Origin of the sequence: Pseudoalteromonas sp. BZA4 (assembly GCF_040104395.1) — a bacterium.
In the GTDB taxonomy this organism is placed as follows: domain Bacteria; phylum Pseudomonadota; class Gammaproteobacteria; order Enterobacterales; family Alteromonadaceae; genus Pseudoalteromonas.
The window spans coordinates 21,080-43,609 of record NZ_JBECOT010000002.1; the positions used below are offsets into that span (position 1 = coordinate 21,080).

The following is a 22,530-nucleotide window of genomic DNA, read 5'->3' on the forward strand; positions in this document are numbered from 1 at the left end:
TATCGATCACTCATGTTTAACGAATAGTGAACACCGCTGATTGCTCCCCATCATATTGCCACTCAAAACGCAGTGATTCATTTTGAGAATCATAAAACCAAACTTCTGCCACAAGCTCTAAGGCACTATTTGCCAGCATCACAGTCGACGTTAATTTGCTTTACTTTAAAGGTGCCTGCAATAAGCATTAATTTTAATCAGCTTTATTAACAATGAAAAAATTGTCGAAGCTCATAGCGAACTGGGAGGTGTCCGCTATGACTTAACGATTCCTATTTAGTTGATTTGTCTGGCCATTCAAACGCGCCAACATCACCAGGAAAAACAACCGGTGATTCAATACCGTCTTTGTTTACAGCAGCAACACCAAAATAGTAGTTATCGATAACAACATTTTTCAGTGTTGCTTCGGTTACATTGCCAACATCGCGGCTAAATTGCCATTGTGGCTCACTGGTGTAACGCCAATAGATTTTATAACTGACCACCGTTGGATCATCGCTTTTATGCCACGCTAATGTTGTACTTGGCTTTACTGCACCTGAAATACTAACGCCCGTTGGTGGCGCTGGAGCCCATGCCATTGAAGCCATTGTCACTGCATTAAGTGACGTTAATTTCGCCGCATAGGCAAAATCAACATGGTCAATGGTGTCACCGTAGGTAATACCATTTTCAGTACGCAAGTCTTGATGCTGTTGATTATAGTTTTCGTTAGTTTCCATTATACGCACAGCGGCAAAGCCAACATCGTTAAATGGACGGTGATGCCCTCCTCGACCAAAACGATCGAGTCGATATACCAACATGGTATCTAGATTTTCAATGTAGCGATCTGCGATTGTATCTATGTAACGCGCTAGGTTACGACTTGCAGAGTCAACTTCACCACCGGTAAAACGGCGTTTATGGGCTTGCTCTTTGGTTTCTATAACGCGAGTGCCTTCAGAGAAGATACGTGCAGTTGTGTTATCTGTTACTCCATTAATGCCGGTTGAATTACCAATCATGTCGTTGTTTAAAACACCATGAACACGCCAATTATGCTCTTGTGCATATTTAGCTAAAATTTTACCGCCAAACAAGCCTTGCTCTTCACCAGATAAAGCTGCATAAACAATTGAGCCATTAAATTTATACTTTGATAAAACACGCGCCGATTCCAGCACGCCAGCCACACCAGATGCATTATCGTTAGCCCCTGGCGCATCTGAGGTATAGTCCATTACATCAGACACTCTCGAGTCAATATCACCCGACATCATAACCATACGGTTCGCATCAACTTGACCGCGCTGAATAGCCACGATATTGACAACTTCAACCGGGTTTGGAATACGCTTTTCACCAGAAATAGTGTCTTTTACTTCGATGATTTCTAGGCAGTTACCGCAGGCTTTAGAAATCGCCTCAAACTCAGACTTGATCCAACGTCTTGCAGCACCAATACCACGCGTATTTGATTTCGTCTCAGAGAGAGTATGGCGAGTGCCAAAATCAACCAGCGTTTGAATATCTTGCTCTATACGTGTTTTAGAAACGGCATTTGCAATATCATGCAAAGCTTGTTGATCTTTATATTGAGGTGTTGTGGCATGAGCTGCCGAGATCAATAACAGCGATGAGCTAAACAAAGCACCCATTGTTGTTATTATTTTACGCTTAAACATAGTTTCACTCCTTCAATGAATCATTAAAGGCTAACTAATATTTCATTTCGCGCAATAGTTATGAGTTAGAAGACAAATTACTAGGTTAAAACTACGGGCCAAGCTTTAATTTAGACGCTGGTAACTTCAAGCTATAACGATAGCGAGCAGTTCGCTCGTCCCTTTCACTATCAAAAAGATAATCACATGCCAATCCTTCAAGCACGCGTTGCAGCTCAGTTTTAATTTTGTTGCGGTTTTGATCTAAGGTTTTACCTTTTAAGCCTTCATTAAGATCACGTATCGCTTTTTGGTGACCACCATACTGCTGCATTAATATGGCTAGCTGCTGGCCATTTTTATGATCAGGTTTACCCTGTGGCGGATTTAAATAAGCAGGCTCGGCTTCAAACTTTCTTTTTGCATACCAAAAATAATAAAGTAAAGGTGTCTTTGAAAGCCGGATAGGCACTCCATGGATAATCACTTGTTGATTTGCTAAGTCAAAGCATAACGCATCATCAGCCTCTGCTGCTTTTAATGCTTGTTCAATGTTTAAACCTTGCTTTAGGGCTATGCTAAACCAACATTTTTGCTGCTCTTTAAGCGATGCCAATTGTAATTCTTGCTGTGCCGTTAAACCCTTTATTAAACCCTGTTGCTTTAAACCATCAAACCAGCGTAACTCTTCAATAGCAGTGCTTAACTTATCTTCCGCAGTCGTTAATTGATCGGGTATAGGTACTTTCTGCCTGTTAGTCTGGAGCTTAAATATAAACTTGAACAAATAATCAATAAGTAGACCTAGTGCAGTAAATGCGCTTGCCCAAAAAGCCACCAGCCAATAGTTAAAGTTAACTGAACTATCAATGCTTGCATAGAGTGCGTGATTACCAAATAGCCAGTTAAGTGTGTCGCTTCCTGAGAGCTTTATTTTACTTAGGTTTAATTCAGTCACAGTCAAAGAAGCAACTAAATCCCCCGGTAGCTTTGATACAAAAGTAATGTCATGCAAATCATCTAATAGTGAGTGGCTCATGCGCGAAAGTTCTTGGCTTTCATCTATGGCATTATTGAGTGAAGGGTTAACAACCTGAGGAAGCTGCTCTGCAAGTGTCATCATTAGTTGCTGCTTAGCATTTTGCCCAGATAAATAAATCAGCCCAACAAAAATAAGTAAAAATAATACAAGGGCTTTTAAGTAATTCATCTTAGCCCCTTATCGAGACTATAAGGATGCGTGGTATGAACCTTTAACAGCCTTGACTGATATTGCTGTAAATAGGTTACAAGGGGCGGCGCTAAATCAGCATATTGATCATTAAGGTACCAAGATAAGGTTGATGAAACATGCTGTAAAGGCTGTGTTTTTGAAGCTGGCCAACGCTTTAATTGCCCATGGTGACCGACACTCGGAATAATATCGAGTTTTTCTGCCAAGAAATCATTAACCAAACTTTCTCTATTCGGGTAAAAAACCAATTGTGCATTATCAAGCCCATGACCAAACTGTTTTAATTCACTCATAGGGGCTAAATAACCAGACTCACTGCGCTTGTCTTCGAGTAAACCTATTCGTTTATTTTTTAATGAATTTGCTGAAAGCTGCATATTGTCTTGATGTGAAAACCACGAAATCTGATAACTTGGCAAGCTTAATATTGCTGTATAAAAATCATCCCAATTTGGCAGTAGACCACTTAAGGCATAATCACGATTTAGAAAAAGCGCATAATTGTCACTGAGTAATTGTTCTGTGCTTAGCATTTCTCTGGGTTGCCAAGACACAGTGACAGTTTCAAAACTCTGCTTAGCGAGCAACGTATCGCATAAGGTCTGCGCAAACTCTTCAACCTGCCAATTAGTCGGCATATAAATATGAAAATGCTTTTTACCGCTCGTATTTTTTACTTTGCAGCTGTAACTGTATTGCTCTTTTAAAACCACAGGCTCAATTGTTTGCTGGCTTAAAAACACCATGGCAGGCAGTAAAACCAGTGTAGCAATAAGCAGTCTTAAAACAGTGAAAACAAAATTACGTGGCATTTTTTATTGTTAAAAGTGTCTTTTAAATGACTAATTTATAGCATTTGTATTACAAACTTATGAAAAGCGTTTGGGTTAGTTTATTTGTCATAAAAACATCAAATTTAACTTTTCATGTCCCCTTATTTGGTTAAGTAAATTAACAAAAAGACATCTCTAAAAATTTCCAACCCATTGTTTAATAAACACAAAAATTTAAAGGATATCCCTGTATTTTATATCGATGCCGGTTTAACCAAACTGCAATATTTCTATTCCATTCTTTGCCCAACTTTTTAAAACATCCAAAATAACCCGGAGTATTCAAGTGACACCATTTGCTCGAAATCGATTAGCGGCTTGCGTAGTACTTGCCTGTTCATCGTCATATAGCTATGCAGCACAAACAAACGACTATAACGAAATAGAAGAAGTTGTTGCTGTTGCATCCCCTATCAAAGACAGCCAAAAAGCAGCTATTATGGCAAAGCAATCTGCCTCTAACTTTGTTGATATTGTTGCTGCTGATACCATTGGACGCTTTCCTGACCAAAACTTAGCGGATTCATTGGGTCGCGTTCCAGGCCTTGCTATTGAACGCGATCAAGGCCAAGCACGCTATATAAACTTTCGCGGTGCACCATTTCGTTACACCACAATTGCCATAGATGGCATGACCATTCCTGGCGCTGAAAATGGCCGTATTCCGCGTTTTGACAGCTTCCCGTCTGTTATTACTAGTCGTTTATCTGCCAATAAAGCAATTATGCCTGATATGCCAGGCGAATCGATTGCTGGTTTTATTAATATCGAAACTTTTAACCCGTTTGATGTTGAAGGTTTCTCACTAGCCACTGATGTAGGTTTAGGTAATCAAGCATTAGGGGATGGCGATATTAGTAAGTTTTCAGTGCGAACATCATGGTCTGGTGAAAATGTAGGCATTAGTTTATTCGCATCACAAAACAGCCGTGAACAAATCACGGATAACCGCGAATTCGACTTAGAACAAGTGGATTCAGAGCTTCTAGTTAACGAACTTGATATGCGTAGCTATAAAGTAAAACGTGAAGACGAAGCCTATGGTGGCCGATTTGAATATCGTCCGAGCGATTCAATGAACCGTTTTTTCTTCAGCACGCTATACAGTAAATTCCAAGATCATGAAGAGCGCAACCAGTATGTGTTTGATTTTGCAGGCGGTGCAGAAGCTGCGGGCAGCAACCTAGCTGCAGGTGAAACAGGCACAGGCCTTGCCATGGTAAGCCGCTCTTTAGAGTATGGTTTGTATGAGAACTCAACATGGACCAACACACTTGGTGCTGATCTCCAGTTAGGTGATTGGTTTTTAGAAGCGCGTACAAACTTCACAAAAACCGAAAACGATGTGTTTTTACCCCTGCCTTATAGTTTATATGGCGCAGCGGTCGCAAGCTATGATGTAACAGATATTAACGACCCTCTTGTCACACTTGCACCAGGCACTTCCCTTAATGATATAGATTATGGCTACGAAATGCTGCTGGTTTACGGCAGTGCGTTATCGATTGATAGCTTGCAATTTAAACTAGACGCAGAAACTGACTTTACTTTCGCAGGGCATAACAACACCTTTAAAATGGGGCTAGGCCATGACCAGCGTGAAGCACATGGCTATGGCACAAATGGTGGCATGGGATCACTATATGGGATCAATCCAAGTGACTATGTAACTGATCAAGCGTGGCATACAGATTTCACAAACAGCATTAACGGCACTTACTTCGACAATAAACAGCTTAGAGCAGATTTAGAAAGCGCATCAGGTGGACTTACAGTCACCCCAGATAACGCCAGCAAAATAAATATTGATGAAAACATCACTACCGCCTATGCCATGGTGACCAATCAATTCAAATGGGGTTCTTTAGTCAGTGGGGTACGTATTGAAAGTACTGACTACACCAGCAGTGGTCCAGAAGGAGAACATTCTGATACCTTCACCGAAGTATTACCGAGTGTGAATTTAAATGTTGATTTATCTGATCAAGTTTAATTCAGAGCCGCACTTTCAACGGGTATGAGCCGCCCTACTTACAATGAATGGCGCGCATCAGCATCGATTGATACCACAGAGCAAACCATCTCGGGGGGTAATCCGTTCTTAGAGGCAGAGTCTTCATATGGTGCTGATATGTCATTAGAGTGGTATTCAGGCGATGCAAGTCTTGCTGCAGTAGGCGCTTTCTACCGACACATTGATGATGTGATTTATGCGGATACGACCTATGTAGATGCAGGTAACTACATAAGTGAATTTGCCGGTGAACAATGGAAATACACAGGGTTTATCAATGGTGACGAAGGTCACTTCCAAGGTATCGAGCTTAACTTTATTGGCCAAGCCAGCGATTTTATCTCTGAAAGTTGGGATGGTTTTGGTTTCTCTGCCAACCTAACCCTCTTAGACAGTGAATTTACCACGCTTTCAGGTAGCAGCTTTAGTTTACCAGGCACATCAGACATGATTTTCAACAGCTCTGTTTACTATGAAAACGACCTATTCTCCGCGCGATTAAATTATCAGTATCGTGATGATTGGTTATCAACCACAGAAAACGACAGCATGGGTGAATATTGGGCAGCACAGACCCGTTTAGACCTTTCACTGAGTTACACATTAGCAGAGCCTGTGTATGGTTCAGATGTGAGTTTTTACGCCAACATCAACAACCTTACCGATGAAATTGACGTGCGTTACATCGGCACAGAAGCCACCCCTAACCAAATTGAACGCTACGGCCGCCGTTATATGGCGGGTGTTCGCATCAACTTCTAACCTACTTTTGAATTTTCAGCTCAGAGTTTAATCGCTCTGAGCCGAGTAATAACTAAGGAATAACCATGAAAACAATATTTAAAAAGATTGCCATTGCTGCTTTAGTCTCATCAACACTTGCAGCTTGCACAGCAACTGCGCCTAAAGTCGCTATTGAATCTGCGCAAACTAATTTTAATAATGAAAACTACCAAATTAGCTGGCAGCAAGATGTCCCTGCAGCTGTTGATGTGCTGGTATCAACAACACCCGATTTAACGAATGCAATACTCATTGCTGATGATATTACTACCAATGTATTTAATTGGTCACCAAGTGATGAGCATCAGCGTTACTACTTTTTTGTAAAACCAGAAAATGGTGAAGTAACTATGACCACAACGCGACTAATTCCACTTGAAGGTGGCCGTAACTTCCGCGACTTAGGCGGCTACAAAACCCAAGATGGCCGCACTGTAAAATGGGGCAAAATTTACCGTTCTGGGGTTTTAGCGAATCTAACAAACGACGACTATGCGCTTATCAATAGCTTAAATATCGATACCCTTGTTGATTTTCGTGCTAATTCAGAGCGAGATTCAGAAGTGACAGTGTGGGCTGCTGATAAGGTCGAAATCATCGACCGTGACTACGAAATGGACTTTGATATGGGACAAATCGGCAAAGTGCTTCGTGACCCTAACCTAAGCCGTGAAAAGCTCGAAAATGTGATGGTACAAATGTACCCGCGAATTGTAGAAGACCAAAAGCAAAACTACACACAAATGTTCGACCGCTTAGTAAATAAAGACGGCGGTTTATTGTTCCATTGTACGGCAGGAAAAGACCGTACAGGTATCAGTGCTGCATTGATTTTAACTGTGCTAGGCGTTGATCAACAGACAATTATGAATGACTATCTTGCATCAAACGACTACCTCGATTTTGAAAATATGCTTGCTAAAGACACTGGCAAAATGGACCCAAAATATGCAGCAATGATGCAGTTTTTTGCCAGCCTACCAAAAGAAGTAGCGATGCCACTTAAAGGGGTCACTCAGCCTTTACTTGAATCTGCAATTGAGAGCATGGAGCAGCAACACGGAAGTGTACTTAATTACATTCAAGCTGAATTAGACGTAAGCGATGAAGACATTCAAATCCTGCGTGCCAAGTACTTATTGTAAATAACACTGCGTTCACTCCAAAGTTACCCTGTGCTTTTAGCGCCGGGTAACTTTATTCCTTCATTATAAAACACCATGCGATTACCCCCTTCATACTTTGCTTTGTACATGGCTTTATCGGCACACTGAATGAGATATTCTGCGTCACCATAATGCTCGGGGAACAATACGGCACCAATACTTGGCGAGTAAATAAGCTCTGCATCGTTATAAATTAAGGGTTGGCAAATCTCAGCTATCAATTCATCAACCATTTCGATGACGTCTTTTTTGTGTTTAATGCTATTGAGGATAACTACAAACTCATCGCCACCTAAGCGCCCTACACTGTCTTCTTTTTTGAGAACATGACGAATACGCATGGCAATGGTTTTTAATAGTTTGTCGCCAGCGCCATGACCATGAATATCATTAACTTGCTTAAAGCCATCAATATCAATAAACAGTACTGCAATCACAGTTGAAATGGTGTTCGCAATCGACAATGATTCTTCAAGCTGGGTGGTTAAGAAACTGCGGTTGGGAAGATCGGTCAGAGGGTCGTGCCCTGCCATATAAATCAATTTTTGTTCGAGCTTTTTTTGCTCTGTAATGTCATAAGCAATAGCCACTCTGACTTGTTTTTCTTTAGACCAATAAACAGACCACAAAACGTGCACTACTCTGCCATCTTTTCTAACCCAGCGGTTTTCAAATCGTGGGTGCTGATCATTAACCACTATTTGATTAATGGCATTGATGGTTTTGGCTCTGTCTTCTGGATAGACAAAGTCGAGCATGTTTCTATTGATGGCTTCTTCTGGCGCGTATCCGAAAATTGTTTCAAAGGCTGGATTAGTAAAAAGTAACGTGCCTTTGGCATCAACTACGCATACTGCATCGAGTAGAAGCTCAATAATGTCTGACAAATAATCCGAGGTATCTTTGTTCATACGCAACTTTTAAGCTAGGTCTACACTGAGTATAGACGAAACCTAACAAGTCACTGAAAGTTTAGACCTTAGTTGGATATAACTTTTTGCAATGCCAAGCTGAAATAGCGCTAAATACCGCAATACCCGCAAAGTCAGCAATTAAATCGACAAAGTCTAGCGTTCGAGATTCGACAAAATTCTGGCTTAGCTCTTCTAAAATCACAAATGTACTAACAATCAACACTGCTAAATAAATAGGCCGCCCAGCAACGTTCATTGTTTTAAACTTAAAGGCAAGATTGATGAATAGCGTAAGTAGTCCAAATAAACAAAAATGCCCCAACTTATCACCGTAAGGAATTGCCGCAACGAGTTCGAAAAACACCGACTTTTGCCCAGTGTTGGCAAGATAGATAACCCAACCAATAAAACCAAAAAAGCCGATAGCAATTAACACAAGAATACGTTGAAACATCTTTTATGGCGCCATATGAGAGGTTAAGAATAAAAATTGATAGGCAATCACTTTATTCCAATAGTGCCAGTCATGAATGCCCGGACGTTCAACATAGTCATGGCGGATGCGCATTTTTAACATCGCCTGGTGTAGCGCTCGGTTTTGCTCAATAAAAAAGTCATCAACGCCTATATCAAGCATAATAGGTAAGGTATCCGCGCCCTTTTTCCATGCCGTATTGCCAGCAGCAATTTTATGGAGGTTGTTAATAATGGCAATGCTATCCCATTTTTCTTTGTTTTCAGCGTAACTGCCTAGTACTTTTGCAAGGTCAAACTCTGCACTAAAGGGCCTAACATCAACCCCAGCAGATATTCCTGAAACTGCAGCAAACAGGTTTGGGTGATTTATTGCAATGTGCAAAGCACCAAAGCCCCCCATTGATAAGCCTGTGATTGCACGGCCACTTTTAGACCGGTTGGTCGAATATTTAGAATCGATATAATTTAGTAAATCGTCTGCGATGTAGGTTTCGTATTGCGAGCTTTTGTCGATATCAGAATCGAGATACCACGAACCAAAATTGCCATCAGGGTTAACAATGATGACATCATATTGGTCTGCCAGTTTTTCAATGTTTGTCAGCTTAGTCCAATCGCTGTGATTTCCACTGTAGCCATGTAACACATAGATAACATTGTACTTTTTTGACTCCTGATAGCCATCAGGTAATGTCACCGTTACAGGTTTCTCGATGGCGGTTTTTTTGCCCTTAAATATGTGGGTGTCGGTTTGGTGGGCACAAAGCGGTAAGCTAAAAACGAGGGACAGCATACAAAGCAACTTTTTCATCATTAATTCCTTTTTCTTATTATATTTTCATTTCTCGCACTAGATGTAAATAACTGAATAGTTGATAGATTTTAATCTTAGTTTTTAAATTAAATGAACTGCTAAAAAACCACTCAAATGATATAGTAAGGCCACTTTGATTTTTTAAAAAGCGTCGTCTATGTATCGTTTATTTGAGCGGATGACTAATCCGTTTCCTAAAGAGCAACCCTCACAGCCACCTAATAGCTTATTTGCTTTTTGCCGTCATTATACACGTGGCATGGAGCTTTCATTGCTGCTAATGTCGTTAAGCGCCGCAGCACTCGCTATTTTAGAAGTATCGCTATTTAGTTACATGGGGCAACTGGTCGATTGGCTTGGCGAATATACCCCAGATACCTTGTTTGTTGAACAGCAGGCTGAACTTACAAAAATGGCGGTTATGTTGCTGGTGGTGTTACCTATTGTCGTGTTCTTTCACTCAGCGGTGTTACATCAAGCACTGCTTGGCAACTACCCTATGTCTATCCGTTGGTTAGCCCACCGTTATTTGCTTCGCCAAAGTGTTAGTTTTTATCAAAACGAATTTGCTGGCCGTATTGCGACAAAAGTGATGCAAACCTCATTAGCTGTTCGTGAATCAGTGATGAAATTGCTCGATGTACTTATGTATATCGTGGTCTACTTTGGTGCTATGGTGTTTTTGGTCGCAGAATCTGACTGGCGTTTAATGTTGCCATTATTGATTTGGCTGGTTTTATACGCCGCTATTCAAATGTATTTTGTTCCTAAGCTAAAAAAAGTAGCCAGCTCGCAAGCTGATGCACGCTCAGAAATGACCGGCCGTGTGGTGGATAGTTACACCAACATTTCGACTATCAAATTGTTCTCGTACACGCAGCGAGAAGAGCAATATGCAAAAGATAGCATGGATGTGTTTTTACAGCCGGTATACAAGCAGATGCGCTTAGTTACTAGCCTAAACTTCTCTATTAACACGCTAAATTATTTATTGGTATTCAGTATTGCAGCCCTCTCTTTGTATCTATGGTCAATTAGCGCCATCAGTGTTGGTGCTATCGCCATTGCGGTAAGTTTATCACTGAGATTAAACGGTATGGCACAGTGGATCATGTGGGAGATCAGTAGTCTATTTGAAAACATTGGTACTGTTGCTGATGGTATGAAAACGCTATCAACACCGATTGAAGTGGATGATAAAGAAAACGCGAGTACCCTTGCAGTTAATAATGGGTCAATAAGCTTTGATAATGTGCAATTTAACTATGGTAAAGCTGCCAACGAAACCCATCGCGGTCCTGTTATCAATGGTTTAAATCTAGACATCAAACCGGGTGAAAAAATAGGTTTAGTGGGTCGCTCTGGCGCAGGTAAATCTACCTTAGTTAATTTATTACTGCGCTTTTATGATGTTGACTCAGGCACAATTCGCATTGATGGTCAAAACATCGCTGAGGTAAGCCAAGAAAGCTTACGTAAGCACATTGCGATGGTAACGCAAGATACCTCGTTGTTACACCGCTCAGTAAAAGATAATATTCTATATGGCAGGCCCGATGCTACTGAAGATGAAATGCTCGCTGCCGCAAAGCAAGCTAAAGCACTTGAGTTCATCGAAGACCTAGAAGATAGCAAAGGCAATAAAGGCTTTGCCGCACAAGTTGGTGAACGCGGTGTGAAGCTTTCTGGTGGTCAACGTCAACGTATTGCTATTGCACGAGTGCTTCTAAAAGATGCGCCAATTCTTATATTGGATGAAGCAACCAGTGCCCTTGATTCTGAAGTAGAAGCTGCGATTCAAACCAGCCTAGACGATTTAATGACTGGCAAAACAGTAATTGCCATTGCACACCGTTTATCAACTATTGCGCAAATGGATAGGCTCATTGTACTTGATGAAGGTGGTGTGGTTGAACAAGGCTCTCATGAGCAATTAATTGCCCAAGGTGGCATCTATGCAGCCTTATGGTCACATCAAACCGGTGGCTTTATCGGCGTTGAGTAGCTAGTTTTTCACTATTAAAAAAGGCATTGAATGAGTATTCTTTCAATGCCTTTTTTATATGTTAGCAATGCTGTTTAAATCAAACGTAAACCAATCAGAACTAGCATCACAATATTTGCCAAAGCAGCGATTAAAAAGAAATAGCTGCGTGGGCTTGGATTCTTCTCAGTAGCCACACCATAATACAGCAGCATATGAATGATTCTGGCTATCACATACATCCAAATACACAGTGCAAATGCGCTGCTGTTCAAGTTTAAAAAGAACCCCAGAAATACGGTACCTAAAAATAACGGGCTATTTTCTAAGGTATTCATAAATGTGCGATGTGAACGAAACACAAAGCTGTCATGACTTAATGAATTATCGAGTTTACCAGGCACCGCATTGGGTTGTTTGGCTTTTGTGACAGCTGCAACTATCCACTGAATAGTAAGCATAATTAGAAAAACATACACAGCCGCATAAGCTGAAAAAGTAAGTTCAGGCATCTTCATTTCCTTTTCTATGACAACATGAATGCCTATTCCTTGCAAAAAACCAACCAATTTAAAGCACTGATTTATAATTGGTTATTTATATGATTTAGCTTTTGCAGTACCAATTGTTCGCAAAGTGTATAAATTTTACAGCGTTGCTGAGCAATTTATGAAGTAATAATAAATGTGAGTATTATTTGAAACTTAATAAAACTAAATTTATTTTAACAGGTCGCTAAACTAAAACGGTGCTTTAAAAAGCACCGTTAGTTTTGCTGTACGTTTATTCAAATTATTGAATATAAGCACCACCACAAACAGGGTTGTAAGTGCCTGTGATATGGCCACTTTTCTCGCTTGCTAAATAGCTCACTGTATTCGCAACATCTTCAGGTTGAGCAATTTTTTGAGTTGGAGTGTGTTGCCTAATCATTTCTTTAAACTCTTCTGGCGCTTCTTTTGTTGCATCTGTTTCTACAAGACCAGGCGCGACAATATTTGAAGTGATCCCATAAGGGCCAAGCTCTTGAGCCAAATATTTATTGAAACTATCAAGCGCGCCTTTTGCAGTACCATGGGCAATAAAAGCGGGTGCTGGCATTTCTGATAAAGTACTTGAAATAAATATTAATCGACCAAACTGCTTTTCTTTCATTACTTTAGCTGCAAGTTGAGCTGTGTTGTAAGCCGCAAACATTTCATCATTTAATTTTTGAGAAAATTCTTGCCAAGTTTGATCAAGAAATGGCTTCGAAGTAAAACTCATATTCGCATTTGAGATAAGTGCATCAACTCCGCCATACTGGCTAATATTGTTGATCATTTCTTCAACTTGAAGCGGATCTCGGACGTCTGCTTTAACAGCAAAAGCCTCACCACCATTTGCGATAATTTCATCAGCAAGCTTGTTTGCAACTTCTGAGCTATTTACATAATTAATAAATACTCGGTAACCCTCAGCAGCCAATGCCTTTGCGCAAGCTGCACCAATACCACGCGCACCACCTGTAATTAATGCATTTCTTTTAGACATACTAATTCCTTATTAATAAAAAATATAATTTAAGATTTGAGCAAAGATCGAAGATTTGAGACAACCTTAACTAATAGCTCTTGCGATTCATTTAAACCTTTAAGATCAATATGATTTTGAGAATCATCTAATACACCCTGAGCAATTTTTGTGCATTCGCTTACAACATCGAGTGACTGCTCTGTCAGGTTAACCAATTTAGTACGGCTATCTGTTTGTGACTTAACTCGCATAATCCAGCCATTTTTCTCTAATACTTCTACTGAGCGGCTTACGCTTGATTTTTCAAGATACAAAATGTCACAGATTTGGCTCTGTGATATGGAGCCATATTGCTTTAAAGTTAAGATCACTCCCCATTGTTCCGCAGTGATATTTATACCTGCCTGCTTAAACCGAGAAGTTAAAAGCCGATTAAATAAACGACTCGCTAAACCTGTTAAATGTCCCATAGAGACCGTTAAAGGCACTTCTGCTTGGTGTTTATTGTTTTCCAAAAGCATTCACCACATATAGTTGCATATACAACAAAATAACTTAAATAAGACTTACTTGCAATTAGCATTATTCAATTTTCTTAAATTTCGATTAAGGTTAACCTTGTTGCTATTTCTACTTTACCGCAGCCTTAAGAGCCTTTACCCTTACCTATTGATCATTTTGTGGTATGAATAATATTCCCCCACAAAAATACTAAAACTCTAATAATAAAGGTTTTTTATGCGTTTAGGTCCCGGACTTCTGGTCACCGCTGCTTTTATTGGCCCAGGTACCATCACCACGGCAAGTGTTGCTGGTGCTAATTTTGGCTTTGCTCTTATTTGGACGTTATTGTTCTCCGTAATAGCGACTATTTTGCTGCAATCTATGGCAGCTCGTCTTGGTGTGGCTACTGGGCTAGATTTAGCCTCTGCACTTAGAACCACCATTCAAACACCGGTATTTAAAGCCCTGGCTGTAATATTAGTAATAAGTGCGATTGGCATTGGCAGTGCAGCTTATGAAGCTGGTAATCTGACTGGTGCAAGTTTAGGACTGCAAGAAATACTACCTTCTGTAAGCCCATTACTCTGGACTCCCCTTATTGCAATTTTAAGTGCAGTTCTTTTGTACACTGGCAAACATAAAGTCATTGAGGGTGCGTTAATTGTTTTAGTGGTGTTGATGAGTTTAGTGTTTATTTCAACGCTGGTGATGGCGGCTCCGCCACTTGGCGAAGTGCTAAAAGGATTTATACCTAGCTTACCTGATAATTCAATTACCACGGTACTTGCCTTAATAGGCACAACAATTGTGCCCTACAACCTGTTTTTACACTCTGGGGTACTTGCAGAAAAACACGATAGTTCAAAAAATATCGACAAAGTTATCAAAGAAACAAACCTTGATACCGGTATTTCGATAACTTTAGGTGGCATAATCACGTTAGCTATCTTATCAACAGCCTCTGTGGCATTTTACGGTACCGATGCAGGTAAAATTTCAGCGGCCAATATGGCTGTGCAGCTTGAGCCACTTCTAGGTGGTATGGCTCATTATTTCTTTGCTATCGGTTTATGTGCTGCCGGGCTTACTAGTGCAATCACCGCACCACTTGCGGGTGCCTATGCTGTATGCGGCATGCTTGGTTGGTCAACACAAATGAGTGATACACGTTTTAAACTGGTTGCTATCACTATCCTTGTTTTTGGTGCACTGGTCGCATCACTTGGGCTTGACCCAGTTGCGGTAATCATCTTTGCGCAAGCTGCCAATGGTTTATTACTGCCAATTGTAACCTGTTACCTTGTTTGGTTGGTAAATCAAAAATCGGTGATGAAAGGCTACACTAATTCGCTGTTACTTAACCTTGTAATTGTGCCAGTAATACTGCTTATATTTGGCCTTAGCGTTTATAAACTAAGTAATCTAATTTTTTAGCTTTTACTTTGAAAATATGTATTAAAAAGGCCGCAAGTTTGCGGCCTTTTTCATATGCTGAACGCTTATTTAGTATAAGCGCGTGGCATCGCTGAATCAGTTGTATAACGATCGCGTAGTTTGTCTTGACGCGCTTCGGTTGAAACCTCTTCACCGTTGATCCACATTTTGCTTACGTGTGAGTTTAGCTCAAATGGATCTGCAGACCACATAACTAGGTTTGCACGTTTACCTTTGGCAATTGCGCCTGAGTTTAAACCAAAAACATCAGCAATATTGCTGGTTACTGCGCTAAGTGCACCTTGTTGGCTCATACCGTATGACACGGCATTACCTGCATCAAAACGTAATTGGTATACATTGTGACTTGAGTCACCAGCAACACCAATAATGACTTTTACACCGGCTTTTTCAAGCTTACCTGCGTTAGCAAGGTTTGCATGTAATGAGTCAAAGCTACCCGGTAAGTTAGCCATAGAACTGATGATCACAGGTACATCCGCTTTAGCTAGAGCATCCGCAACCACAACAGCATCATCACCGCCATGAATCACTAAATTGATGCCATAGGTTTCTTTTAGCTTTACAAGTTCATAGATGTCAGATGCGCGTTGAACACTCGCAATCAGCGGCATATCACCCGAAAGCACAGCTGCTAGCACTTTTTGCTCTGTTGATGGCTCTTTTTTGTCATCTTTTTTAGCAGACTTTTCGCCTTCAAGCTTGTCGATAAGTGTTTTCATCGACATAGCACGTGAGCCTTTGCTCTTTTCACCTAAATGAACAACAAGTGCAACTTGCTTTTTATTTACGCTTTCAAAGCTACCTGATAGATCAACTACAGATGCAAGACCCGCAAAAATACTGTCACCGCCGTTTGGTACAATCACGTCTTGAGTAATGCCGCCTTTGCGTGCATAAGGAATTAAGCTACTGCGTGGGTTGAATGCAAGGCTTGGATCAAAATCAATCCCCGCTTTGTCGTCACCACCATCACGCGACCCTGCAACAGCACCCACTTCGACTAAGCCTAATTGGTTCATAGTACCAATAAAGCCAGCAGTCACGATTTGGCCTTTTGCATCAATGGTTGTATCCGCGTTGATAGACGCAGGGTTAATAGCAACAATTTTGCCATCTTCAATAACAACGCTTGCGCCTTTAAGTACGCCTTGCTCTGTTGAAGTGTGTAGTGTTGCATTTACAATCGCTACCGATGCAGCACTTGCTGTCGCAGAAAATAAGCCAGCAGCAACAAGTGACAGCTTTAATGATTTAGTTAATTTTGTCATCAATGTTACTCCTATTTTTGACCTAGCATGAAATCACTTTGTGCTTGGTATTTATCATCGTTACGATCATAAACTTTGGCACCATCGATAAATACTTGTTCAGCTTTCGCATAAACACTGAATGGGTTTTGGTTCCAAATAACCACATCAGCTTGCTTACCTGCTTCAAGTGACCCTGTTTTATCATCAATACCTAGCGATTTAGCCGCGTTTGAAGTGATCCACTTGATTGCGTGTTGCTCAGAGATATCATAGCCCACATCATTTGCGCGATACATCACTTTACCGGCTTCTTGGTTTAAGCGTTGGATAGTTGTATCAGAATCAGAGTGAACAACGGCACATGAATTTTTAACAGCATCTACAATTGCTACGTTCTCTTGAACCATGTCGTAGGCTTCCATTTTAAAGCCCCACCAATCAGGCCAAAGTGCCGCACAGTTACCGTTCTGGGCAAGTAAATCAGCAATTTTGTATGCTTCAACACCGTGATGGAAAGTACCTGAGTGATAACCAAACTCTTTACCAAGGTCGATCATCATGGCCATTTCTTCTGCTTTATAGCAGTGGTTATGAATTAAAATGTCACCTTCTAACACACCAGCTAGCGTATCTAGCTTAATGTCGCGATGAGGTGCTGCAGGGTTTTTACCCGCGGCATAATCACTTTCGTATTTATCCCACTCGCGTTTGTACTCAGTCGCTTCAATCCACGCTGTGCGATAGCCCGCCATGTTACCCATACGCGTTGATGGTAAAACACCTTTGCGGCCATAAACACGTTTAGGGTTTTCACCACATGCCATTTTTAAACCATACGGTGCTTCAGGGAATTTCATACCTTGCATTGTGTGCGAAGGAATGTTTTTAAGCGTTACACCACGGCCACCAATTAAGTTTGCTGAACCTGGTAGAATTTGTAATGACGTAATGCCGCCTTCACGAGCACGGTTAAAACCAGGGTCTTGTGGCCATACTGAATGCTCAACCCATACTTCTGCAGTCACAGGGCTGGTCATTTCATTACCATCTTGGTGAGATGCCACCGATGGAGTTGGGTATGCACCTAAATGTGAGTGCACGTCAATAATACCCGGTGTTACCCATTTGCCTTGTGCATCAATTGTTTTATCAGCTTGAACAGAAAGGTCTTTACCTACTTGTTGTACTTTTCCATCAACAAAGAATACATCTGCGTCATCTAAACGTTCACCTGTGCCGGTTAAAACAGTGGCATTAGTGATTAACGTACTTTGTGATGCAAGTGGTTGATAAGTGCTTGGGTATGGGTTTTTGTTAATTGAGACTTTTGGATCTTGTGGGCCATTGTCTTGGCAACCCGCTAACGCGACACCAAGCGCCATAACCAACAAGGATGGTGCAAATTTCTGCATTCTTACGTTCCTCTTTTTTATTATTTAATTACTTTAACTAATTGTTAATTCTAATGCGAGTAAACGAGGCCAGTCACCAATATTCAAGACGAACAACCAGCCTCACAGAGCGCTATTTCTTTATGTAGTTGTTATATAGCTGCTCTAACGCACCTTCGGTCGTTAAGCTCGGATCTTTGTTGATAAAATGTTTCACAGTTCGAGTTACAAAGTCTGAGTTTTGCTTATGCTGCTTGGCAAAACTTTTAATCAGTGAATCAGCATCGTTAGCTGCGGTTACTTTTTCGTGTCGATGGCGGTATTGACTCAATGCACGGTTAAAATCGCCATTGTAATCTTCTACCACCAGCTTATAGAATTCTGTTCTGTCGACTTGTAAATCATTAATGCAGTAATTAAGCGCGTCTTTAAAGTCATAAAAGACTTTGCCTTGCACATCAAATTCGGCACGCTTCTCACGAATAGTGACACTGGCATCTTCAGTTGCATAGCTGAAACCTTGAAATGCAAGTCGCTCAGCTGCCTCTGCACCTAACTTCATGCCTGCTTTAATACTGTGCACAAACTCATCACTCATATCGTGAAGTTCACTCTCATGCCACATGTGATAAATTCTCAGCGCTTTTGCATACTTTGTTGAGAGTTTCTTTTTAAGCTTTGTCACTCGCCCATCAATAGTCAGCACTCGTTCGTTATGCAGTAATGCAAAGCACTCATAACATGCTGGAATTGATATAAATTCAGCCTCTTCGCCTAAATCTATAATGCTTTGCAGCATATGCAATGGCGGACAAAAATCTCGCTCAGTTGCTTCACAACCACAATAAAAACATTGATTAAAGTGTTTTGATTCAGATGCATAGGCTTGTTGATAATAGCCTGCTAATTTTGTGGTCACTCATGCTCCTTATACTCTGAATAGCCTTTTTAAGAAAAGCTAGAGTTAATACTTAAATGTAAAAGCTACGTAAAAATTAAGCCTTTAATACGAGCCAAAACACGTTTTAAAAAATAAATGAAAAAAAATTTCAGCCTATTTGTGTCAAAATTCACACTTTAAAATAGCACTTATCAAGCGGTTAGTTTTACTTGTTCACATCTACATACTTACTTACATCTTGTCGATTTTCATTAACAGCAATTGTTCTTGTTTAGCGTAATACTTTAAATGTGCCCAGCAAACAGGAAGTGTGAAGTATCCATAAAAGCGAGGTCGCACATACTAAACGTAATACGGACAACAACTGGAGAGAAAGATGAATACGTTAACTACAGCACTCGGTACAGCATTAATTTTAGGTTCTTCATTAGCAGCAACTGATGCAAGTGCAGCACAATTTGTCGCAGCAGATAACTCGCCTGGCACGCAAGCTTGCATGGCCATTGCTTCTAACAAACCATTAAACGTATCAAGCACAATGCGCGATCTACGCTTAAGCAAACGAGTAATGACAGAAAAACTACTTTGCAATGATATGACGACTGATAAGTTTGCAAGCACTTATGGTTTTCATAACTCTGCGAAATACTTAAATTTTGAAACAGCAACAAAAACAAGTATTCAAGATATTGCTAGAGTATCTGATGACACAGTGATTGTTATTGCTGGTTCTAAATAATGATGAATTCACTGTAGCAGGTCTTTAAAGGCCTGCTACAAGTTTCTTCTTTGTTAAACGAGCGCAGCGATCAGGCCAAATAAGCCGCCAAACACCCCACCCCAAATCACTAACCAACCTAAATGTTCTTTGATCATGGTTTGAATAATATCTTTCACCATGGTTGGCGTAAGCTCATTCAGACGCTCATCTACTAAACGCTCAACTGTACCGTGTAATGAGCCACCAAGATGAGAGTTGGCAAATAGCTTTTCATCTAGAATCGTTTTAAATTCGTCGCTCTTAGAAATATCAATCACCGCTGCTTTCATTTTTTCAATAAAGGGCTCTCGCATTGGCTCGAGCGCATCACGGCCGCCAAACATCGACAGCATGCCACCAAATTGTGAGTTTTCGATAACCTCAATTAATGAGTCATAAGCCGGACTTAAATTAACTTCACTGATCACAGGCTCTAAATCAATATTTGGCTTAGCGAGCGCCATGACCTGATCTATTTTCTCTTCGGCGAAGAACTCGGTCATGATCAGGTTACGAATAGCCACCTTAAAAGACGCAAACTTTAAAGTGATAACCCCAGAGCCGTATAAAAATGGTACTTTTTCGAATAGCATGTGAATAGCAAGCCAGTTAGTTACTGCGCCCGATAACGCAAATAAACCAACAGAAAGCACAATTGCTTGTTCAAATAAAAATCCGACTAATACTAAGGCAAGCGCCACTAAATTAGTAATGAGACTTTTATTCATCTGATCCCTCATAAATACTTCGATAAACTTTAACAATATTAACGCTATGGGTTTGTTAATTCATCGTCTTTTTGCCATAGTTTAATTATATGGTTAAAAGGTGAACAAAATTATGTGGAATTCGGTGAATGAACAGATTAGCCAAGCGATGCACTTTGATTTTAAGCATACCTTTAAGCGCCAATTACAATCACCCAATAACGACAAATACTTCCAAATTGGTGATGATCTACACCACTTTTTTGTGAAAGTCGCTCACTTGAGTGATCTGGAGCGCCTAGAGTGCGAAGCCTTTAATCTTGAGCTATTAACCCAAGAAAGCTTATTTATGATCCCAGATTGCATCACCACAGGTTGCAATATTGAGTTTTCATTTATCGTGCTTGAATGGTTAGAGCTTGATAAACAGCCCCATACCAATTGGCATGAAATGGGGGAGCACCTTGCCCATTTACACCAAAAGCATACCCAAGCTATGTTCGGCTTAGATAACGACAACTTCCTTGGCCCTACTCTACAACCAAATCGCTGGCACAAAAAATGGGATGTATTTTTTGCTGAAGAGCGCATTGGTTGGCAATTACAGTTATTACAAGAAAAAGGCATTGAGCTTGTCAATCAAGACACCTTCATCGCTTTTGTTAAAGACGCACTGCATAGCCATGTTGTAGAGCCTTCCTTATTACACGGAGATTTTTGGCGTCGAAATATGGGCTTTTATAATAATGTTCCCAGTGTATTTGACCCTGCTTGTTATTATGGTGATCGGGAATGCGATATAGCAATGAGTGAGCTATATGCGCCACTGCCTGATAGCTTTTATGATGCCTATAACGAAATCTATCCTCTGCAGGTAGGTTACGAGCAACGTAGAGCCATCTATCAACTATACCCTATGCTCAATAATGCCTATATTTTTGCAGGGCACTATCTTACTGAAGCAAAACAACAAATTGATCAGCTACTGAAATAAGCGAGAATTCACTGTAAAAGGAATGTCACAAACCGCTAAACACAGCTATATTTAGCTTATAAAGCGTATTAATAAAGATGCTAACCGAATTGGTAGCACTACGCTTACATCTATTCGGTTAGTGAGTTATATCAATCTAATTAAATCTAGATTCATTTTTGATGAGTTAGGGTTTAACGAAGATTGCAATTTAACGAACTCAGGCATGCCTGATTAAGGTAAAAGCTGATGAAAGACCAATACACACAACGGATTTCATGCCCTCACTGTGGCCACCACATTCATGTTGCACTTGATGCAAGCGACGGTGACCAAGATTACTATGAAGATTGCGCAGCATGTTGCAATCCCATTCATTTAAATATGCATATAGATTACGCACATAACAAACTCGAATTACATGTCGATAGTGACGACGAGCAAATTTTTTAATTTGCTCGTTTTTATACTTATTTAGCTCGTTTATTGTATTTATTTTGCTTGTTGCGAGAGATAATTTTCGACCGTGTTGATAATGGTATAAGTTTGCTGATCAACTTCGATATTTAACTTATCACCCTCGCGGTAGTTATCGAGATTGGTAATAGAGAGTGTTTCTGGGATCAGGTGTAGCCAAAATCCCTGCTCATCAACTTCACCTACAGTGAGGCTTGCCCCGTTAACGCTCACAAATCCCTTATAAAGCACGTATTTTTGCCACTCTTTTGCTAATGCTAATTGCATTTTACAGTTATCTTGAAAGTGGTTAATTGAAAGTATCTCGGCCATACAATGAATGTGACCAGACACGATATGCCCGCCCAGTTCAGTACCAAAAGTCACTGAACGTTCAAAATTCACCGTATCATTGACAGCCAGCATACCTAGGTTGGTTAACTTCAATGTTTCATCAATCACATCAAAATTTATAACACAGCAGCCTTTCGTGTCTGATGCAAACTTCACCACGGTTAAACAACAACCATTAATGGCTATGCTCGCGCCGATATTCAAGTTTTCAGCATATTGCTGATCTACTTTTAAAGCTAGCCTCAATACACCGCCTTGGTTAGTAGCGTCAACCACAACGGCTTGCGTTTGCACAATTCCAGTGAACATCGCTTTCTCTTTTTTTCATTAAATGGATAACTGCGATTTTTATTGATCTATGAATAGATTACAATGGCTGTCTGTTTATTTAGT

Annotated in this window: 23 protein-coding genes; 8 read left to right on the plus strand and 15 right to left on the minus strand. The window is 40.5% G+C overall.

Going from position 1 to position 22,530, the window contains the following annotated elements:
* Window positions 1-16: 16 nt before the first annotated feature.
* The 4 genes from ABMY41_RS01095 to ABMY41_RS01110 all read right to left on the minus strand — a co-directional run bounded on the left by ABMY41_RS01095 (window position 17) and on the right by ABMY41_RS01110 (window position 3,695).
* The gene (locus ABMY41_RS01095; RefSeq protein ID WP_285835528.1) at window positions 17-139 is read right to left on the minus strand and encodes a hypothetical protein; all 123 of its coding nucleotides are present in this window, start codon (window positions 137-139) and stop codon (window positions 17-19) included.
* A gap of 133 nt (window positions 140-272) precedes the next feature.
* Complete coding sequence (locus ABMY41_RS01100; protein ID WP_349273957.1) at window positions 273-1,670, minus strand: M28 family metallopeptidase; 1,398 nt, start codon at window positions 1,668-1,670, stop codon at window positions 273-275.
* Window positions 1,671-1,761: 91 nt separating this feature from the next.
* A complete protein-coding gene (locus ABMY41_RS01105) occupies window positions 1,762-2,859 on the minus strand; it encodes a hypothetical protein (protein ID WP_349273958.1) in 1,098 nt (365 codons plus the stop codon).
* Window positions 2,856-3,695, minus strand: coding sequence for a hypothetical protein (locus ABMY41_RS01110; protein ID WP_349273959.1), 840 nt, complete (start codon window positions 3,693-3,695; stop codon window positions 2,856-2,858). The genes ABMY41_RS01105 and ABMY41_RS01110 overlap by 4 nt, the downstream gene beginning before the upstream one ends.
* Before the next feature lie 307 nt (window positions 3,696-4,002).
* Between ABMY41_RS01110 and ABMY41_RS01115 the strand changes: the two genes are divergently transcribed.
* From ABMY41_RS01115 to ABMY41_RS01125, 3 genes are all read left to right on the plus strand, one after another.
* A complete protein-coding gene (locus tag ABMY41_RS01115; protein WP_349273960.1) occupies window positions 4,003-5,709 on the plus strand; it encodes a TonB-dependent receptor plug domain-containing protein in 1,707 nt (568 codons plus the stop codon).
* A gap of 24 nt (window positions 5,710-5,733) precedes the next feature.
* A complete protein-coding gene (locus ABMY41_RS01120; RefSeq protein ID WP_349273961.1) occupies window positions 5,734-6,492 on the plus strand; it encodes a hypothetical protein in 759 nt (252 codons plus the stop codon).
* Window positions 6,493-6,557: 65 nt separating this feature from the next.
* Window positions 6,558-7,658, plus strand: coding sequence for a tyrosine-protein phosphatase (locus ABMY41_RS01125; protein ID WP_287245197.1), 1,101 nt, complete (start codon window positions 6,558-6,560; stop codon window positions 7,656-7,658).
* A 23-nt stretch (window positions 7,659-7,681) separates the two neighbouring features.
* Here the strand turns inward: ABMY41_RS01125 and ABMY41_RS01130 are convergent, their stop codons facing one another.
* The 3 genes from ABMY41_RS01130 to ABMY41_RS01140 form a co-directional block, all read right to left on the minus strand.
* Window positions 7,682-8,590 carry a GGDEF domain-containing protein gene (locus ABMY41_RS01130; RefSeq protein ID WP_130166392.1) on the minus strand — a complete coding sequence of 303 codons (909 nt, stop codon included), beginning with the start codon at window positions 8,588-8,590 and terminating at the stop codon, window positions 7,682-7,684.
* Window positions 8,591-8,651: 61 nt separating this feature from the next.
* Entirely contained in the window at window positions 8,652-9,047 is a 396-nt protein-coding gene (locus tag ABMY41_RS01135; protein ID WP_349273962.1) for a VanZ family protein, read from the minus strand.
* Window positions 9,048-9,050: 3 nt separating this feature from the next.
* The gene (locus tag ABMY41_RS01140) at window positions 9,051-9,884 is read right to left on the minus strand and encodes an alpha/beta hydrolase family protein (protein WP_349273963.1); all 834 of its coding nucleotides are present in this window, start codon (window positions 9,882-9,884) and stop codon (window positions 9,051-9,053) included.
* A 157-nt stretch (window positions 9,885-10,041) separates the two neighbouring features.
* Between ABMY41_RS01140 and ABMY41_RS01145 the strand changes: the two genes are divergently transcribed.
* Window positions 10,042-11,889, plus strand: coding sequence for an ABC transporter ATP-binding protein (locus ABMY41_RS01145; RefSeq protein ID WP_349273964.1), 1,848 nt, complete (start codon window positions 10,042-10,044; stop codon window positions 11,887-11,889).
* Window positions 11,890-11,963: 74 nt separating this feature from the next.
* Here ABMY41_RS01145 and ABMY41_RS01150 read toward each other — a convergent pair whose 3' ends face one another.
* The 3 genes from ABMY41_RS01150 to ABMY41_RS01160 form a co-directional block, all read right to left on the minus strand.
* Window positions 11,964-12,380, minus strand: coding sequence for an MAPEG family protein (locus tag ABMY41_RS01150; RefSeq protein ID WP_054561393.1), 417 nt, complete (start codon window positions 12,378-12,380; stop codon window positions 11,964-11,966).
* A gap of 280 nt (window positions 12,381-12,660) precedes the next feature.
* Window positions 12,661-13,401: an SDR family oxidoreductase gene (locus tag ABMY41_RS01155; protein ID WP_251598948.1), complete on the minus strand. Its 741-nt coding sequence runs from the start codon at window positions 13,399-13,401 to the stop codon at window positions 12,661-12,663.
* 29 nt (window positions 13,402-13,430) lie between these two features.
* Window positions 13,431-13,898 (minus strand): MarR family transcriptional regulator, encoded by a 468-nt coding sequence (locus ABMY41_RS01160; protein ID WP_251598945.1) that lies wholly within the window; start codon window positions 13,896-13,898, stop codon window positions 13,431-13,433.
* Between the two features lie 223 nt (window positions 13,899-14,121).
* Here ABMY41_RS01160 and ABMY41_RS01165 point away from each other — a divergent pair, with 223 nt between their 5' ends.
* Window positions 14,122-15,321 (plus strand): Nramp family divalent metal transporter, encoded by a 1,200-nt coding sequence (locus ABMY41_RS01165; RefSeq protein ID WP_289098039.1) that lies wholly within the window; start codon window positions 14,122-14,124, stop codon window positions 15,319-15,321.
* 65 nt (window positions 15,322-15,386) lie between these two features.
* Here the strand turns inward: ABMY41_RS01165 and ABMY41_RS01170 are convergent, their stop codons facing one another.
* From ABMY41_RS01170 to ABMY41_RS01180, 3 genes are all read right to left on the minus strand, one after another.
* Entirely contained in the window at window positions 15,387-16,613 is a 1,227-nt protein-coding gene (locus ABMY41_RS01170) for an amidohydrolase family protein (protein WP_289098038.1), read from the minus strand.
* 11 nt (window positions 16,614-16,624) lie between these two features.
* Complete coding sequence (locus ABMY41_RS01175; RefSeq protein ID WP_062565285.1) at window positions 16,625-18,007, minus strand: amidohydrolase; 1,383 nt, start codon at window positions 18,005-18,007, stop codon at window positions 16,625-16,627.
* 112 nt (window positions 18,008-18,119) lie between these two features.
* A complete protein-coding gene (locus ABMY41_RS01180; RefSeq protein WP_175081871.1) occupies window positions 18,120-18,905 on the minus strand; it encodes a hypothetical protein in 786 nt (261 codons plus the stop codon).
* A 358-nt stretch (window positions 18,906-19,263) separates the two neighbouring features.
* Here ABMY41_RS01180 and ABMY41_RS01185 point away from each other — a divergent pair, with 358 nt between their 5' ends.
* A complete protein-coding gene (locus ABMY41_RS01185) occupies window positions 19,264-19,626 on the plus strand; it encodes a DUF3718 domain-containing protein (RefSeq protein WP_287245801.1) in 363 nt (120 codons plus the stop codon).
* 53 nt (window positions 19,627-19,679) lie between these two features.
* On the opposite strand, the gene ABMY41_RS01190 is transcribed toward ABMY41_RS01185, so the two are convergent.
* Complete coding sequence (locus tag ABMY41_RS01190) at window positions 19,680-20,375, minus strand: hypothetical protein (RefSeq protein WP_063704977.1); 696 nt, start codon at window positions 20,373-20,375, stop codon at window positions 19,680-19,682.
* Window positions 20,376-20,487: 112 nt separating this feature from the next.
* Here ABMY41_RS01190 and ABMY41_RS01195 point away from each other — a divergent pair, with 112 nt between their 5' ends.
* Window positions 20,488-21,348, plus strand: coding sequence for a fructosamine kinase family protein (locus ABMY41_RS01195; RefSeq protein WP_289098037.1), 861 nt, complete (start codon window positions 20,488-20,490; stop codon window positions 21,346-21,348).
* A gap of 228 nt (window positions 21,349-21,576) precedes the next feature.
* Window positions 21,577-21,780 (plus strand): CPXCG motif-containing cysteine-rich protein, encoded by a 204-nt coding sequence (locus ABMY41_RS01200; protein WP_054561385.1) that lies wholly within the window; start codon window positions 21,577-21,579, stop codon window positions 21,778-21,780.
* Between the two features lie 39 nt (window positions 21,781-21,819).
* Here ABMY41_RS01200 and ABMY41_RS01205 read toward each other — a convergent pair whose 3' ends face one another.
* Complete coding sequence (locus tag ABMY41_RS01205; RefSeq protein WP_062565281.1) at window positions 21,820-22,446, minus strand: riboflavin synthase; 627 nt, start codon at window positions 22,444-22,446, stop codon at window positions 21,820-21,822.
* Window positions 22,447-22,530: the final 84 nt, after the last annotated feature.